Here is a 16,416-nt window from a genome sequence, read left to right on the forward strand (position 1 = left end):
TTTTCTCTTTTGATTTTTGTGGTTATCTGCCACAGTATCATATATGCGCAATTAGATAGTTCTACTTTTACTATCAGGCATTTTGACGACGATTTCAAAGAACGATACTCAAGTGACAAATTTAATTATGAAGGTAAAGCCATTATCTCACAAACACCCGCTGGATCGGGTAATTATGAGGACTATAAAGACCGTAAGCCTCGCCAAAACGAAGAAAACAATTCAGACTATTTTTCAATAAATTTAGGCCCTCTTGCTTGGCTGTTTTATCTTGCTATTGCTGGAGCAGTTATTTTTTTGGTATACATTATTTTTAATGAGGGCGGAACCAGTTTATTCACTTCTAAGAGAAACAAAAAAATTAACAACTATCAAGAAATAACAGCCAATAACATTGAAAACACAGACATTAATAGCTTAATAAAAGATGCCGAAAACAACCAAGATTTTAGGCTTGCCATTCGATACCATTACCTTCTAGTATTGAAGACCTTGAGCCTAAAAGACCATATTAGGTTTGAAGAAGATAAGACGAACAGTGAATACCAAAGTGAAGTAAGCACAACTCCTTTTAGTAAAAACTTTGCATACACCTCATACCTATATAATTACGTTTGGTATGGCAAATTTCCATTATCATTTTCTAAGTATGAAAAAGCTAAAACTAACTTTACCACACTTATAAAGCAGGTGAACGCATGAAAAAGGGTATCCCCATAGTCATCATACTTATTGGACTGGTTATAACCGCCTCCATAGTGCTGAGCATCAACCGTTATAGAACGGTTGACTGGGAAGAGTCTTACAACGAAAAAAGCAATAAACCTTATGGGGTTAGTATCTTGTACAAAGAGCTTACGAATCTTTTTGACAACCATAAGATTCGAACGGTTTACCACCAGCCGGCCGGCTATTTAAAGGCCCATAAAACCGATGGTTCTGGCAACCATATCGCTCAAGGAAACTATATTATTATTGGTAATTCTAATTATTTGGAAGATGATTCTGTTAATGAACTTTTAAAGTTCGTAGATTCTGGTAACACCCTATTTATTTCTGATTATAATTTTCATCAAAAGCTTCATGACACGTTGCAAGTTTCTACAAACTATGTGAAAAATGAAAAAGACAGCATCTCACATCTTTTTTTAAACTACCATACCAAACAAGGCTTTGAAATTGACCGAAATGAAGGTCATAGCTATTTCTCTGAATTCGAATCTAACTACGGCATATTAGGACATTCTAAAATAGATTCTAAATGCGTTAATTTTCTGGAAATCCCTTTTGGTAATGGCACTATCTATTTACACACAGAACCAAAAGTGTTTACCAACTACCATCTTCTAAAGGACAATACCTATCAATATGTGGAAGCTGCTTTATCGGTTTTACAGGATAATAATGTATATTTTGATTCATACACTAAAATTCAAACAGGCTATGGTGGTCATGTCGAAAAAGAATCAAATCTAAGTTGGTTTCTTGAACAAGCTTCTTTTAGATGGGCATGGTATACAACAATTATTCTTGGAGTTCTGTTCATGATTTTTAATGCCAAACGAAGACAGCGTACCATTAAAATAATTAAACCGTTGCAAAACACCACCGTTGGCTTTGTAAAAACAGTATCTAATTTATACTTTGAAACCCAAGATCATAAAAATCTTATTGATAAAAAAATCACTTATTTCCTAGAAAAAATAAGAACAGACTATAACTTAAGTACTTCCAATCTTAATGATGAATTTATTAAAAAACTAGCATCAAAATCAAACAAGAAAACAGAAGACGTTAAAAAAATCATCAACTTTATTAATTGGTTAAGAAGTAAAAATGAGTTCTTTGAAGAAAACTTAATAAAACTAAACAGACATATTGAATCATTTTATTCAAAATAATTATGGACGAAAATAAACCACCCCAAGATCATGAAAAGGGTTTAGCTAATCGAGCAACAGAGGGCAACACATCTAAAGAAGATTCGTTACAGTTTGAAAACAGACTAAACCTTTCAGAACTTCAAAATAGTGTTCAAAGGATAAAGCAGGAAATTGGGAATATAATTGTTGGCCAAACCGACATGGTTGATATGCTTATTGCATCACTTTTAGCAAAAGGGCACGCGCTCATTGAAGGTGTCCCGGGAGTAGCAAAAACTATTACTGCAAAGCTTTTAGCTAAATCTTTTAGCGTAGGTTTTAGCAGAATTCAGTTTACCCCAGATTTAATGCCCAGCGATATTTTAGGGACCTCCGTATTCAATCTTAAAGACTCTGAATTTGAGTTTAAGAAAGGCCCTATTTTTTCAAACATGATCTTAATTGATGAAATAAATAGAGCACCCGCCAAAACCCAAGCTGCCTTATTTGAAGTTATGGAAGAACAACAAATAACTATTGACGGAAACAAATTTATATTAGACACGCCTTTTATGGTGCTAGCAACCCAAAATCCGATTGAACAAGAAGGCACTTATAGGTTACCCGAGGCTCAACTTGATAGATTCTTATTTAAAATTGATGTTAATCACCCCAATTTGGGAGAAGAAATAGAAATTCTTGTAAGAGAGCATCAACTAAAAAATAAAAATAAAACCGACGGAATAACCCCGTTTTTAACGGCGTCACAAATTTCGGAATATCAAAATTTAGTTACACAGGTTTTAGTTGAAGAACACCTGCTTAATTATATTGCTCAAATTATTGTTGCTACAAGAAACAATCCTTTTTTATACTTAGGAGCCTCTCCTAGAGCTTCAATTGCAATCTTAAAATCTAGTAAGGCTTTTGCGGCTATGAATGGTCGTGACTTTGTTACTCCCGAAGATATAAAACGTGCGGCGACACCTGTTTTGCAACATCGTGTTATTGTTACGCCAGAACGCGAAATGGAGGGTGTAAACAGTAAACAAATTATTAGGGAAATAATAGAAACTGTTGAAATCCCAAGGTAAATTATGTTTAAAAATATCTTTTCGTTTGAAGGCAGAATTAGAAGAACTGAATATGGCTTAACCTATATTGGTTATATAATAATAGCGAACATATCGGATGTTCTTGAAATTTTTTACAACATTAAAACATCAATAGTCATAAAACTTATTATTCTAATTCCCATGCTATGGATCTTATTAGCACAGGGAGCTAAACGCTGCCATGACAGAGGAAACAGTGGGTGGTATCAAATTATTCCCTTTTATGTGTTTTGGATGATTTTTGCAGATAGCGACCACGGCCCTAATGAATATGGCGAAAACCCCAAAGGTATCGGAAATCATGATGACATTGAAGATATAGGCAAGCCCATAGAATTCTAAACTGCAAATATTACAACTTGAAACTGTTTAAATCGTTTTACATACAACCCCGTTTTTTTTATGCTGGCATAAGCATTGTTGTATTATTTGCTTTAAGCTATTTTGTTCCGTTACTATTTAATATAGCTCAGCTTTCAATTTTGGTATTGGTACTTTTAGTGTTTTGTGATTTTCTAATGGTCTTTGCTGGAAAAAAAAGAATTGAAGCCACTCGCCAATTGCCAGATAAATTATCTAATGGAGACAAAAATTTGGTAACCCTTCATATCACAAACAGCTACACCTTTACGGCTTATTTAGATATTATTGATGAGATTCCGGAACAATTTCAAATACGAGATTTTAAAATTAAGGCACATATCAGTTCTCAAAAATCAAAAAGTGTTAACTATTGGCTTACCCCAAAAGAGCGTGGCGAGTATTACTTTGGAAGCCTTAACATTTATGCCCATTCTATCGTTAATTTGGTTGCAAAGCGTTTCTCCTTTCATAAAGATACCATGGTGCCCACCTACCCTAGCTTTTTACAACTAAAAAAGTTTGAATTACTAAACATTAACAGGAACTCATTAGAATATGGACTTAAAAAAGTAAGGCGTTTAGGACATTCAATGGAATTTGAACAAATAAAAGACTATGTAATTGGTGATGATTTAAGAACCATAAATTGGAAGGCTACGGCAAAGAAAAATCAACTTATGGTTAATCAATTTCAAGATGAAAAATCACAACCTGTTTATGCGGTTATTGATAAAGGTCGGGTAATGAAAATGCCTTTCAATGGTTTAAGTCTACTTGATTACGCCATAAATTCAACTTTAGTGTTAAGTCATATTATTCTAAAAAAACACGATAAAGCAGGTATGTTGTCGTTTTCAAAAAAAATTAACAATGTGGTGGTTGCTGAGAGAAGAAGTACCCAAATGCAGCTTATTCTGGAATCTTTATACAATATTAAAACAGACTTCTACGAAAGTGATTTTAACCGATTATATGGTAACATAAAAAAGCACATTACCCATCGTAGTCTTATCTTAATTTACACCAATTTTGAAACCCTGGATGGACTTAATAGGCAACTACCTTATTTAAAAGCTATTAACAAAAGTCATTTATTGGTAGTTATATTCTTTAAAAACAATGAGTTAAAACAACTTATAACCAGCAAAGCAGAAACGACCCAGCAAGTTTATGATAAAGTAATAGCCGAAAAATTTGCTTTTGAAAAGCGTTTAATCGTGAACGAGTTAAAAAAATATGGTATTTATTCTATTTTAACTACTCCAGAAAACCTAACTATAGATACCATAAATAAATACCTAGAATTCAAATCTAGAGGTCTTTTTTAAATACATAATTGAGAATATTTTATATTCAAAAAACGCCTTCAAGTTTCTTGCAACCCAAGTAGCAACTTAAACAGTTTCACTTAACCAAGCATTCATCATCCAGACGGTTTTTTCCTGCTCAGATATAAAATCCCCCATCATTGAATTAGTCCCTTCATCATTAGCCTCTGCTGATTTGTCTAAAATTTGTCGTTCTATTTTTAACAATTCAGTTAAGGAATCTACAATTAACTTAACAGCCTTCTCATCTTGTGAAACGTTTTTCCCAACAGGTACTTGCGCATTCTGGTTATAATCGGAAAAGGTATGCAGCGGTGTCTCTCCTAGTGTTAAAATACGCTCGGCTATTTCATCTACTTTTATATTCGTATCTGTATAAAGCTCTTCAAATTTTGTGTGCAAATCGAAAAATGCTTTCCCTTTTATATTCCAGTGAATTCCTCTTAAATTCTGGTAATAAACTTGAAAGTTAGCCAATAATTGATTCAAATCACTCGCTAAAACCTTTGCTTTTTCAGCATCTAATCCAATACTATTTAATTTCATCTCTTGTATAATTTACTTACAACAAATTTAACTTATAATAAACCGTAATTTCAATAAGTTTTATTGATGATTTTTATATTTTTATAGCCTAAATTGATACCAAATGACTATTACCCAATTATATTACGTTTTGGCAGTTGCCGAAAACCAAAATTTCACAAAGGCTGCCGAAAAATGCTTTGTTACGCAACCAACTTTGAGCATGCAAATTCAGAAACTGGAGGATCAGTTGGACGTTCAAATTTTCGATAGAAGTAAAAAGCCCATAGAATTAACAGATGTAGGCAAAAAAATAGTAACGCAAGCTAGAAATATTGTTAATGAATCTTACAGAATTCAAGATATTGTAGATCAGCAAAAGGGTTTTATTGGTGGCGAGTTTAAACTAGGTATTATTCCTACCATAATGCCTACTCTACTGCCTATGTTTTTAAAAGCTTTCATAAAAAAACATCCAAAAGTAAAACTTAAAATAGAAGAGTTAACCACTGAAGAGATTATTGCCAGAATAAAAGATGGACACCTTGATGCCGCTATTGCAGCTACACCTCTTGAGGACGACACCATAAGAGAGCGTGTCTTATATTTTGAACCTTTTGTAAGTTATATCCCAGAAGGCCATAGATTACATAATAATAAAAAAATAGACGCTTCGGATTTAGACATTAACGACATGTTACTCCTTGAGGATGGTCATTGTTTTAGAGATGGTGTTATTAATTTATGTAAGGCTTTTAAGGATCATTCCGATGATAATTTTCAACTTGAAAGTGGTAGTATAGAAACGCTTATTAAATTGTCAAACGAAGGTTTAGGTATGACTCTGCTTCCTTACCTACACACTCTAGAAGTTCACGATAAAGAAAAAAAGAATTTACATTATTTTAACGAACCAGCTCCTGCAAGAGAGGTTAGTATCATTTATCACAAAAGTGAATTAAAAATGCAAATTATTGAAGCTCTTCAAGATGTGATTTCAGGAATTATTAGAGGTGCTATTGCATTTCAAAATGTACAGATTATAAGTCCTCTGCCAAGATAAGCTGATAGTACATTTACTAAAGCAAGCCATAAAAAAACTAAAATGAACGAAGTTGTCATAAATTATTTCATTATTATCTCATTCTAGAATGCAGCTGTTTACTCTTAAAGGTGCTAAACTATAAACAGCGACGTTATTGCATAAAAAAAGCGACTAAATAAGTCGCTTTTTTATTATGCTTTTAAATAAATTAAACATTGATTTAATTCTGGGTTTTGCTGTACTAGAGAATGAATAAAAATTTTAAGCTCTTCAATCTCATAAGGCAACAATCTTTGCAATGCCTTCTGTACTTCTTTGCAAAACAACGTGGTGTCAAAACTAACTTTATTAAGTACCGTTTTGGTATACTCTAACATTGCTCTCGCCATTGTTTTGTTTAAGTTTAGGTTAAATTAATAGTAGATTTTCTTTATAGGCTACGTCTTTTTAAATAACATCTAAATTTACTAAAAAATTGTGTATCATGTTATTTTTAAAACAAAATTAACATTTAAAATCGGTTGTCCCCATCAAGTAAATCTCCCAAGCCCCCAAGCACACTCCCTTCTCCTTTATTCTTACCGCCTCCTTGAGGTGCAGACGCCAATACACGCCCTGCCAACCTGCTAAACGGTAAGGATTGAATATATACGGTTCCAGGACCTTGAAGCTTAGCAAAAAACAATCCTTCACCACCAAAAATAGTGTTCTTTATGCCACCCACAAATTCAATATTGTAATCAATTGTTTGATCGAACCCGATGATGCAACCCGTATCTACCCTTAAGACTTCTCCTTGCTTAAGTTCTTTCATGGCCATAGTTCCTCCTGCATGCACAAAGGCCATACCATCACCTTCTAACTTTTGCATAATAAAGCCCTCGCCTCCAAACAACCCCCTACCAAGGCGTTTTGAAAACTCCATTCCTATACTCACGCCTTTAGCTGCACAGAGGAAAGCATCCTTTTGACAAATAAATTTGTTCCCAAACTTTTTTAAGTCTATTGGAATAATCTTTCCGGGATAAGGAGACGCAAACGACACCTTACATTTATCTGAAAGTGTGTTATAAAAGGCGGTCATAAACAAACTTTCTCCAGTAAGAATTCTTTTTCCAGCTCCTAGAATTTGACCTAAAAAACCAGAATCTCTTTTGGAGCCATCACCAAATATGGTTTCCATTTTGATACCATCGTCCATCATCATAAAACTACCTGCTTCTGCTACCACGCCCTCACGAGGATCTAGTTCTATTTCTACGTATTGCATTTCTTCTCCATAGATATTATAATCAATTTCGTGTGCGGTCATTTTAATCGTTTTTTTTGTTAATTACATGTTTGTTGACAGAATCTTAGTTTTGTTACAAATAAATTAATCAAGTCTTTAGCTTAATACTCCATTCGAAAGTAAAAGAGGATACTTCGTCTCCATGCTCATCAACTCCAACCGATTTTAAATCTATGGTTTGACCTTCTCCTGTTTGTATCGCTTTACTTAGAACCTCATCAATTAAATGTCCGTCGTAACACGTAAAACTAATTCTACCCGTTGCTTTTTTTGTGAACCTAGCTTGGTTTGAAGTAACTAACATTGAAATACGTTTCCCAGACGATTGAATTTTTGAGGTCATGATAGCTCCAGTAGAAAACTCGGCAGCCATACCTTGAACCGCCCAAAACATTGACTTAAATGGATTTTGATTAATCCATCTGTGTTTTACCGTTACAACACATTTATTAGTATCAAGATACTTGGTTCTTACCCCGCACATAAAAGCTGCCGGTAATTTAAAAATGATAAAACCATTTAATTTTCTGGGGGTTAAACTCATAATTCTTAGTATTTAATTGGCACTAAGTTATAAAAACTAAAAAGACCTTTATTTGTTAATATTATGTTAAATTTAAGTACTATGCGTAACATAATACCTGTTTTTAGACATATATTTGCATAAGAAACTATTATATGTTTTAACATCAATCAAAAAAATCATGATAACTAATCATCAAAAAAACATTGCCACCTTTATTCATTTATCTACCTTCAGCAGGTTTATAATTCCCTTTGGTAACTTTATTGGTCCTTTAATTCTTTGGATTTCCAACAAGGATAAATCTGAATTCATTGATGCCCATGGAAAGCAAGCTATCAATTTCCAAATAAGCATTTTGTTATATGCCGTTATTTTAGGATCCATAACAATCCCCTTTTTTATATTTAAGTTACTTAGCGATTTTGACTTTATGGATTTTAACGGCTTTCATGATTTTCATATTAGTCTTGGTAAACCATCACCACTATTATACCTAGGTGGTTTTTTGGGAGCTTTAGCCATTATAGCATTTATCATAGAATTAATACTCATTGTAGTTGCCAGTTTAAAAGCTAGAGATGGCGAGCTTTATAAGTACCCCTTAACCATTAATTTTTTCAAATAAATGGCTCCTATTAAAAACAGACAAAAAGAATTTCATCAATAATCATCATCAATCGGTACTGAACTCGTTTCAGCACAAAATCAATCAAAAAATGAACAGTTTTACAACATTAAAAGAATGACACTATGAAAATAGAAAACACAAAAGCTCAAATGCGTAAAGGCGTCCTAGAATTCTGCATACTTTCGGTCTTAAAAGACAACGATGCTTATGTAGCAGAAATACTAGGCACCTTGAAAGACGCAAAACTGCTTGTGGTTGAAGGTACTATTTATCCGTTACTAACGCGCCTTAAAAACGCCGGACTTTTAAACTATAGATGGGAAGAATCCACATCTGGACCACCGAGAAAATATTATGGGTTAACAGAAACTGGCAAGCTCTTCTTAAAAGAACTAGACACCACATGGAACGAATTACAAAACGCGGTTAATATAGTAACCGCAAAAAAAACAACTAACAATGAATAAAACAGTCAACATAAATTTAGCCGGCATATTTTTTCATATTGATGAAGATGCATACTCAAAACTACAGCGCTACTTAGAGGCTATTAAACGTTCATTTACCGACTCTCAAGGGCGATCAGAGATAATAGCCGACATTGAAGCTCGAATTGCAGAATTGTTTAATGAACGCATAAAAAACGACAAACAAGTTATTAGAATCACCGAGGTCGATGAGGTTATTTCTATAATGGGACAACCAGAGGACTATTTGGTAGATGATGAAATTTTTGAAGACGAGCCTCAACAATCATACAAGTCTAAATCCACACATCCTAAGAAACTCTTTAGAGACGCAGAGAACTCATACATAAGTGGGGTTTCTGCTGGCCTCGGGCATTATTTTGGTATCGATGCCATTTGGATTAGACTGGCATGGATATTATTGATTTTTGGTGCAGGCACAGGCATTTTACTCTATATACTATTATGGGTTTTGGTGCCTGAAGCCAAAACAACAACCGAAAAATTAATGATGCGAGGTGAACCCGTTAATATAAGTAACATAGAAAAAAAAATTAAAGACGGGTTTGACTCTGTTACAGAAAAGGTTGGAGACGTAGCCAAAAATGTTTCGGATTCTGTATCGAATGCCGCCAAAAATGTGGATGTAAAAAAAGGAGCTAATTCAATTAAATCTTCATCAAGGACATTTTTTGACACGCTAGCCGATATCATCATGTTTTTCTTTAAAATAATTGCAAAATTTATTGGTATTATTTTAATAATTGTTGCTGCAGCCACCCTTATTGGGTTAATTGTAGGTTTTCTTTCTTTAAGTATTGTAGATTTCATTAATATTCCAGGTTTAGATTTGGTGGATATTGCAAATACAGGGAATTCGCCTATTTGGTTGGTTTCACTTTTTGCCTTTTTTGCGGTTGGAATCCCCTTCTTTTTCCTGTTTTATTTAGGGCTTAAAATTTTAATTAATAATTTAAAATCTATAGGGAACATTGCCAAATTCTCGTTACTTGGTCTTTGGCTTATGTCTGTAATCGCGCTTATTGTTATTGGTGTACGTCAGGCTAGTGAGCATGCTTTTGAAGAATCCTATATTGAAAGAACAGAAATACCTTTAAAAGCAAAAGACACGTTACACATAAAAATGTTAGACAATGACTTACTGGGTTCCAAATATTATAAGGGACACAGAGACTTTAAGCTTACTCACGACGAAAACGGAAATAAGATTATTTTTTCATCGGATATTACAATTCTAGTAAAATCAACCTCCGATTCTATTGCCACCATTGCAGTGGAAAAAAGCGCCGATGGAAAAGACTTTGATACCGCTATTAACAGAGCAAAAACTATTAATTATAATTTTAATTTTACCGATAATGAGCTTCACTTTGACTCGTTTTTTACTCTAGATCCCGAAGCTAAATTCAGCAATCAAGAAATTTCTATTATTCTGTATTTGCCAGAAGAAAGCATCGCTTATTTCAGTAATAGCTCCGAACCATTTATGAGTCACCGAAAACATCGAGGCAATATCATAACTCGTAAAAATGCCAATCATTATATGAAAATACGGGATAACGATTCCGAGTGCTTAGATTGTCCCGTTTCAGAGGCATATCATGTAGATGTGAATACTCCAAATGTTAAAATAAATGAAGATGGGATTGAAGTGCATGCTGATGGGAGTCATTTAGAAATTAATGATCAAGGTATTAAAGCAGAATCTGACGACGTTAAAGTAAACATCGATTCCAATGGAATTAATATCGAATCAGAAGACTAACAATTCATCATTAAAAAACAACAGTTCAAGTAATTAAACTATCAAAAACACTTGTAAAACATAATATTTGAGTTATCAAATCAATAACATTTAATCATCAATCAAAAAACGAATCATTATGACCACACTTATCAAACTTATAGTAGCCACCATTTTGAGCTTAACCCTCTTTTCCTGTAATTTCGATTTTAACTTAAACACTGGAATTAGAGGTAACGGTAATGTTGTTACAGAAACTAGAAACACCGACGCAACATTCAACACTATTAAAGCTACAGAAGGACTTGATGTGTACTTAACACAGAGCAACACCCCCAGTATTTTAGTAGAGGCCGATGAAAACTTGCAAGAGCTTATTTTAACAGAAATTGAAAACGGTGTATTAAAGATTCATACTAAGGAAAATATTGGAAGCGCATCGTCTAAAAAAATAATGGTGAGCTTTCAAGATATTTCAAAAATCATATCAACGAGCGGCGCAGATGTTTATTCGACAAACACACTTACTCTTGAAAATTTGGAGCTCAAATCTACCAGTGGCAGCGATATGAAACTCAATTTAAAAACCAACGTTTTAACGTGTAAATCTACAAGTGGCAGTGATATGAGACTTTCTGGATCTACGGTAAAACTGTATGCAGAATCAAATAGTGGTAGCGATATTAATGCCGCCGATTTAATGGCCGAATCAAGTCAGGTTAAAGCCAGCAGTGGGGCAGATATCGTGGTAAACAGTTCTAAAGAATTAGTTGCTAAGGCTAGTAGCGGAGGAGACATTAAATACTATGGCAATCCAGAAAAAGTTGAAAAAAGCAATAATCCATCAGGAAGCATATCCCAAAAGTAAAGCAATATGCTAGTTTTTTTGTGAGATATAACTCCCAATGAATATATTTACATAAACTAAAATAGCTAAGATTCTCTACTTTTAACTGATTCGCTAGATGGGATAAGATTATCTAACATGGGAGGAGATTAATACACAGGTGTTTTAATATTATTTAACAACAATCTTTTGGTTAAACATGTTATCATCCACCTTAATCTTCACTTGATAAACTCCATTAGTTATTTTCTGTTCTTAGTTTAGTATAAACTTATTCCCAGTTGTTATCTGGAGATTCTTATTTTGAAAAACTCCAATACCTTGAATATTGTAAACGGATATGTCAATAGTAGATGCATTTGAACTGTCAATATTACTTTGCACAGTATTTTTTGCAGGATCTGGATAAAAATCTAGAGCAGAAATTGGATAATCGTAATTCAGGCCAGCAGGGCAGTATCTGGCCAATGAAGGAATGTTTGCACCCGAAACCACCTTCTAAAGTATTTCTTTGACCTGAAAGAGGTCTATTACTTGCTGCAAATCGTAAGCTACCGCCATTGTAGCTCGTAAAAATTATCAAAGTATTTTCATAAATATTATTTGTTTTTAAAGCATCTAAAATTCCTTTCATCCCTCTACCTACGGTATACCTGCATCTTCCAAATTATCTATAGGTACATTTAAAAGTAGTGCGAATTATTAGTTACTAAATTTTGTACCCGATCTTAAATTTTGTTCCCACTTCCAAGCAGAAGATATCATATCTTCCAAATCAAATTTAGACTGCCAATCTAGTTCATCCTTCGCTAAATTAGTAGCAGCATAAAGTGCTGTAACATCTCCTTCTCTACGTCCAACAATCTTATAATTTAATTTTAAGTTAGCCACAGATTCAAAAGTGTTAATAATGTCCAATACAGTGTAACCATTACCCGTACCCAAATTAAATACTTCAAAATTTGATTTGTTTTTGTTTGTCACCAACCTTTCAACAGCTTTTACATGGGCAACAGCTAAATCAACAACATGTATATAGTCTCTAATAGGTGTACCATCTTTACTAGGATAATCATTACCAAATACTTGCAACTCTTTTAGAACACCCGCCGCACATTGCGTTACATATGGTAATAAGTTATTGGGTGTACCACTCGGGAACTCACCAATTAATCCTGACTGATGCGCTCCAATAGGGTTAAAATACCGTAAAGATATTGCAGAAAAATTGGAGTTGGCATATGAAAAATCTTCAAGAATTTCCTCTGCCATTTTTTTTGTATTCCCATAAGGCGAAAAAGGTCTTTTGGTTTCGTTATTCTCCGATATGGGCAAAACATCTGGTTCTCCGTAAACTGTAGCGGATGAGGAAAAAATTATGTTTTCTATACCATTATCAACTTGCCCTTGTAATGTGTTCAAAAGAGAAGACAGATTATTTTTGTAATATAACAAAGGTTCTTTTACAGATTCCCCTACGGCCTTATAGGCCGCAAAATTTATAATAGCCATAGCATCTCTATGTTTTTTATAAGCTGCCTTTGCTTGTTGCTCATCTGCTAGGTCTACTTTTTCTAACCGAGGTTTTTTACCTGTAATTTCTTTTATTCTATCTAGGATGAATTCTTTTGAGTTTGATAAATTATCAAAAACTACTGCTTCGTACCCATTTTCTATTAGTGAAACTACTGTATGTGAGCCAATATAACCACATCCTCCAGTTACAATTATTTTACCTTTCATTATTTACTTTAAATTTTGCTTTAATTTTTATCTTACTCCATTTAAACCTCAAGCTACAAAAGCGATTTGATTATTTTTACAGCCTGCTCTGCTGTAATATCTCTTTGCGGTGTGCCAAACATTTCATATCCTACCATAAATTTCTTTACACTTGCACTTCTTAATAATGGCGGATAAAAGCTCATGTGCCAATGCCAATGACTATTATCCTCATTATTGGTTGGTGCTTGATGGATACCACTAGAGTATGGAAAAGACGTATTAAATATCTTGTCGTATACTTTTGTTAAAACAGAAATAGCCTCTGCATAGAAAAAGACTTCTTCTTCATTCATTTCTAATATATTAGATTGGTGCTTTTTAGGAACAATCATAGTTTCAAAAGGCCATACTGCCCAAAATGGTACCAATACTACGAAAGCATCATTTTGAAAAATAATACGTTCATTCTTTTCTAATTCTTGAAATAAATAATCACCTAGTATACTTTTGTTGTTTTCTCTGTAATATTTTAATTGCTGAACATGTTTTTTTTCTACCTCATTTGGCAAGGTAGACTGACTCCAAATCTGACCATGAGGATGCGGATTACTACAACCCATTACCGACCCTTTGTTTTCAAATATTTGCACATAGTTAACAAAGTCTTTATTACCCAACTCTCTATACTCTCTTTGCCAAGCAAAAACTACTTTTTGAATTGCAGTAGGAGTCATATCTGCTAGACTTTCTGAATGATTTGGACTAAAGCATACTACCTTACAAATTCCTTTTTCACTTTCGGCTATTAATAAACCATCGTTTACTGAAAAAATTGGCGAGTCGCTTTGCAACGCTGCAAAATCATTGGAGAAGACAAAAACGTCTTTGTATTTGGGGTTTACTTCACCGTTAATTCTTGTATTTCCAGCACATAAGTAACAGGTCTCATCGTATTCTGGACGCTTTTCATCATTAACAGCTTCATTTTGTCCTTGCCACGGTCGTTTAGCTCTATGTGGCGACACTAAAACCCATTCCCCTGTAAGTATATTAAAGCGCTTATGAGAGTAATCTTGTAAATCTGAATTTTTCATAACTGAATATTATATTTCCTTGGCTTATTTTACTATTCGAGTTCCATCCGAAAGTCTAACAAAATATACAGAACATGCCTTATTAAATTTTTTCTTGTAAGCCTCTGAGACTAGATCAGAAAAGGCTTTAGCTTCTTTTTTAGCTATTAAATTAAGAGTACAACCTCCAAAACCACCACCCATCATTCTGGCACCCAAAACGTGTTTGTTTTTCTTAGCTTGCTTTACTAAAAAATCTAACTCTTCACAGCTTACTTTATATTGATTTGATAAGCCTTCATGAGATTGATAAAGCAAAGCTCCTAAGGTGTCTAAATCATCATTTTTAATAGCATTGACTGCTTTCAGAGTTCTATTATTTTCCTGAATAACATATAATGCCTTTTGATAATTTGCTGGTATAACCTTACCTGTAATAGCTTCTAAATCCACTTCAGTAGCATCTCTAAGTGACTTAACTTTTAGTAATTCTGAAACTTGTTCACAAGCAGATCGTCTGTCATTATAGGCACTGTTAGATAAGCTATGCTTAACGTTAGTATTAATAAGCATCAATTGATAATCTTTAAAGTCTATTTTGTACGATTTAGATTTTATGGTTCTACAATCTAAATGCAATGCATGGTTTTTTATACCAAACATACTCGCATACTGGTCCATTATGCCACAATTTACTCCTACGTAGTTATGTTCCGCTTTTTGAGATATTAAAATCATATCTTCTTTAGAGAGCCCTAATTCAAACAATTCATTTAAGCCGAAAACCACACTATTTTCTAACGCGGCTGATGACGACATGCCCGCTCCACCTGGAATGTTACCTTTAAAAATGGCATTAAAGTCTCCCACGACTTTATTGCGATTTTGTATTTCCGCAACAACACCAAGCACATAATTCTCCCAACCCCCTCCTTTTGAAGGTTTTAATTTATCTAATTCAAATTCAATAGTACTATCTAAATCTAAAGCTATAGCTGTTGAACTTCCTGAATCACTCTTTTGAATCGCAGCAGCTATACCTTTATCTACGGCGGCAGGAAATACAAATCCATCATTATAATCAGTGTGCTCACCAATAATATTGATTCTCCCAGGTGAAAAAACTAACAAGGGGTTGGCTTTAAATTTTTCAATGAATGTCTTTTTTACATCCTTTACTAGCTCAATACTCATGTCTTATTAATTTATTAGATTAATTATCACCCTTTATACTCCAGGTGATGCTATATATTTAGTTTGGATTTAAAGTTTGTAAGCCTTTTTTTGTTATTAAAACTGCCGATCCAACTGAAGCTGGTTCTATAGCAATGGTATTTTTTTTGCTTAGCGTTTGCACTTGCAAAAAATTGTTCTTACCTGTTCTATCAAATTCCAAGGTATATTTAAGTGATCTCAAGATGACTTCATTTGAATTTGATTCGAAACAATCATTTACAAACTTATCCTTTATAGCTAATAAAGCATCTTCTTCAGAAGCTTTTATGAAACCTGTTGTAAACGTTTCTTTGGACTTCAATATGCCCGATTTAAAATAGGTTCCACCATCTGATGCATTGTCTGGATTATAATGTATGCTCAATTCCGCTAAACCAATGACGATTTTTACATTATCGGTATTATTCCGTTTCCAACCTGTTTGTTGTATTGGGCAACATTGCTTTTTTTTGAACCAATTCTTCCAATTTACTACTTCTGGAGTTTCTAACCCATCTAAAAAATTATCAACAAATGTCCATGAAGCCAACCTATCTGAAACTTTCAACGGTGTTTGCCCATAAAATTTTACTGAGAAGCCAAAAAATAAAATGACAAAATACTGGAACAGATTCATGGTT

19 protein-coding genes are annotated in these 16,416 nt (G+C 33.7%); 10 read left to right on the forward strand and 9 right to left on the reverse strand.

From position 1 onward, the window contains the following. The first annotated feature begins 9 nt into the window (after positions 1-9). From E5D58_RS11275 to E5D58_RS11295, 5 genes are read left to right on the forward strand one after another with little or no spacing between them, the layout of a single operon-like run. Positions 10-702, forward strand: coding sequence for a hypothetical protein (locus tag E5D58_RS11275; RefSeq protein WP_136481969.1), 693 nt, complete (start codon positions 10-12; stop codon positions 700-702). Further along, the gene (locus E5D58_RS11280) at positions 699-1,901 is read left to right on the forward strand and encodes a DUF4350 domain-containing protein (RefSeq protein ID WP_136481970.1); all 1,203 of its coding nucleotides are present in this window, start codon (positions 699-701) and stop codon (positions 1,899-1,901) included. Before E5D58_RS11275 ends, E5D58_RS11280 begins: the two co-directional genes overlap by 4 nt. Positions 1,902-1,903: 2 nt before the next feature. Continuing rightward, the gene (locus tag E5D58_RS11285) at positions 1,904-2,956 is read left to right on the forward strand and encodes an AAA family ATPase (protein WP_136481971.1); all 1,053 of its coding nucleotides are present in this window, start codon (positions 1,904-1,906) and stop codon (positions 2,954-2,956) included. Positions 2,957-2,959: 3 nt separating this feature from the next. Next, the gene (locus E5D58_RS11290) at positions 2,960-3,319 is read left to right on the forward strand and encodes a DUF805 domain-containing protein (RefSeq protein WP_136481972.1); all 360 of its coding nucleotides are present in this window, start codon (positions 2,960-2,962) and stop codon (positions 3,317-3,319) included. Positions 3,320-3,336: 17 nt separating this feature from the next. Beyond that, on the forward strand, positions 3,337-4,668 hold the full coding sequence (locus tag E5D58_RS11295) for a DUF58 domain-containing protein (protein WP_136481973.1): 1,332 nt from the start codon (positions 3,337-3,339) through the stop codon (positions 4,666-4,668). A 66-nt stretch (positions 4,669-4,734) separates the two neighbouring features. On the opposite strand, the gene E5D58_RS11300 is transcribed toward E5D58_RS11295, so the two are convergent. Further along, entirely contained in the window at positions 4,735-5,214 is a 480-nt protein-coding gene (locus E5D58_RS11300) for a Dps family protein (protein WP_136481974.1), read from the reverse strand. A 103-nt stretch (positions 5,215-5,317) separates the two neighbouring features. On the opposite strand from E5D58_RS11300, the gene E5D58_RS11305 reads away from it, so the two are divergent. After that, entirely contained in the window at positions 5,318-6,256 is a 939-nt protein-coding gene (locus E5D58_RS11305) for a hydrogen peroxide-inducible genes activator (protein WP_136481975.1), read from the forward strand. Between the two features lie 173 nt (positions 6,257-6,429). Here E5D58_RS11305 and E5D58_RS11310 read toward each other — a convergent pair whose 3' ends face one another. The 3 genes from E5D58_RS11310 to E5D58_RS11320 all read right to left on the reverse strand — a co-directional run bounded on the left by E5D58_RS11310 (position 6,430) and on the right by E5D58_RS11320 (position 8,073). Then, entirely contained in the window at positions 6,430-6,627 is a 198-nt protein-coding gene (locus tag E5D58_RS11310; RefSeq protein WP_136481976.1) for a hypothetical protein, read from the reverse strand. A gap of 122 nt (positions 6,628-6,749) precedes the next feature. Beyond that, on the reverse strand, positions 6,750-7,550 hold the full coding sequence (locus E5D58_RS11315; RefSeq protein WP_136481977.1) for a TIGR00266 family protein: 801 nt from the start codon (positions 7,548-7,550) through the stop codon (positions 6,750-6,752). A 67-nt stretch (positions 7,551-7,617) separates the two neighbouring features. Then, positions 7,618-8,073 carry a DUF4442 domain-containing protein gene (locus tag E5D58_RS11320; protein WP_136481978.1) on the reverse strand — a complete coding sequence of 152 codons (456 nt, stop codon included), beginning with the start codon at positions 8,071-8,073 and terminating at the stop codon, positions 7,618-7,620. A 160-nt stretch (positions 8,074-8,233) separates the two neighbouring features. Here E5D58_RS11320 and E5D58_RS11325 point away from each other — a divergent pair, with 160 nt between their 5' ends. From E5D58_RS11325 to E5D58_RS11340, 4 genes are all read left to right on the forward strand, one after another. After that, positions 8,234-8,680 carry a DUF4870 domain-containing protein gene (locus tag E5D58_RS11325; protein WP_136481979.1) on the forward strand — a complete coding sequence of 149 codons (447 nt, stop codon included), beginning with the start codon at positions 8,234-8,236 and terminating at the stop codon, positions 8,678-8,680. A gap of 125 nt (positions 8,681-8,805) precedes the next feature. Next, complete coding sequence (locus tag E5D58_RS11330) at positions 8,806-9,150, forward strand: PadR family transcriptional regulator (protein ID WP_136481980.1); 345 nt, start codon at positions 8,806-8,808, stop codon at positions 9,148-9,150. Continuing rightward, positions 9,143-10,936 carry a PspC domain-containing protein gene (locus E5D58_RS11335; protein WP_136481981.1) on the forward strand — a complete coding sequence of 598 codons (1,794 nt, stop codon included), beginning with the start codon at positions 9,143-9,145 and terminating at the stop codon, positions 10,934-10,936. Before E5D58_RS11330 ends, E5D58_RS11335 begins: the two co-directional genes overlap by 8 nt. A 118-nt stretch (positions 10,937-11,054) precedes the next feature. Continuing rightward, positions 11,055-11,783 (forward strand): head GIN domain-containing protein, encoded by a 729-nt coding sequence (locus tag E5D58_RS11340; protein WP_136481982.1) that lies wholly within the window; start codon positions 11,055-11,057, stop codon positions 11,781-11,783. A 234-nt stretch (positions 11,784-12,017) separates the two neighbouring features. On the opposite strand, the gene E5D58_RS11345 is transcribed toward E5D58_RS11340, so the two are convergent. The 5 genes from E5D58_RS11345 to E5D58_RS11365 all read right to left on the reverse strand — a co-directional run bounded on the left by E5D58_RS11345 (position 12,018) and on the right by E5D58_RS11365 (position 16,412). Next, positions 12,018-12,230 (reverse strand): T9SS type A sorting domain-containing protein, encoded by a 213-nt coding sequence (locus E5D58_RS11345; RefSeq protein ID WP_136481983.1) that lies wholly within the window; start codon positions 12,228-12,230, stop codon positions 12,018-12,020. 234 nt (positions 12,231-12,464) lie between these two features. Continuing rightward, complete coding sequence (gene galE / locus E5D58_RS11350) at positions 12,465-13,505, reverse strand: UDP-glucose 4-epimerase GalE (protein ID WP_136481984.1); 1,041 nt, start codon at positions 13,503-13,505, stop codon at positions 12,465-12,467. 53 nt (positions 13,506-13,558) lie between these two features. Further along, entirely contained in the window at positions 13,559-14,581 is a 1,023-nt protein-coding gene (locus E5D58_RS11355; RefSeq protein WP_136481985.1) for a UDP-glucose--hexose-1-phosphate uridylyltransferase, read from the reverse strand. Positions 14,582-14,605: 24 nt separating this feature from the next. Further along, a complete protein-coding gene (gene galK / locus E5D58_RS11360; protein WP_136481986.1) occupies positions 14,606-15,754 on the reverse strand; it encodes a galactokinase in 1,149 nt (382 codons plus the stop codon). 58 nt (positions 15,755-15,812) lie between these two features. Then, a complete protein-coding gene (locus E5D58_RS11365) occupies positions 15,813-16,412 on the reverse strand; it encodes a hypothetical protein (protein WP_136481987.1) in 600 nt (199 codons plus the stop codon). Positions 16,413-16,416: the final 4 nt, after the last annotated feature.

Origin of the sequence: Cognatitamlana onchidii, from assembly GCF_004804355.1 — a bacterium.
Lineage (GTDB): Bacteria > Bacteroidota > Bacteroidia > Flavobacteriales > Flavobacteriaceae > Cognatitamlana > Cognatitamlana onchidii.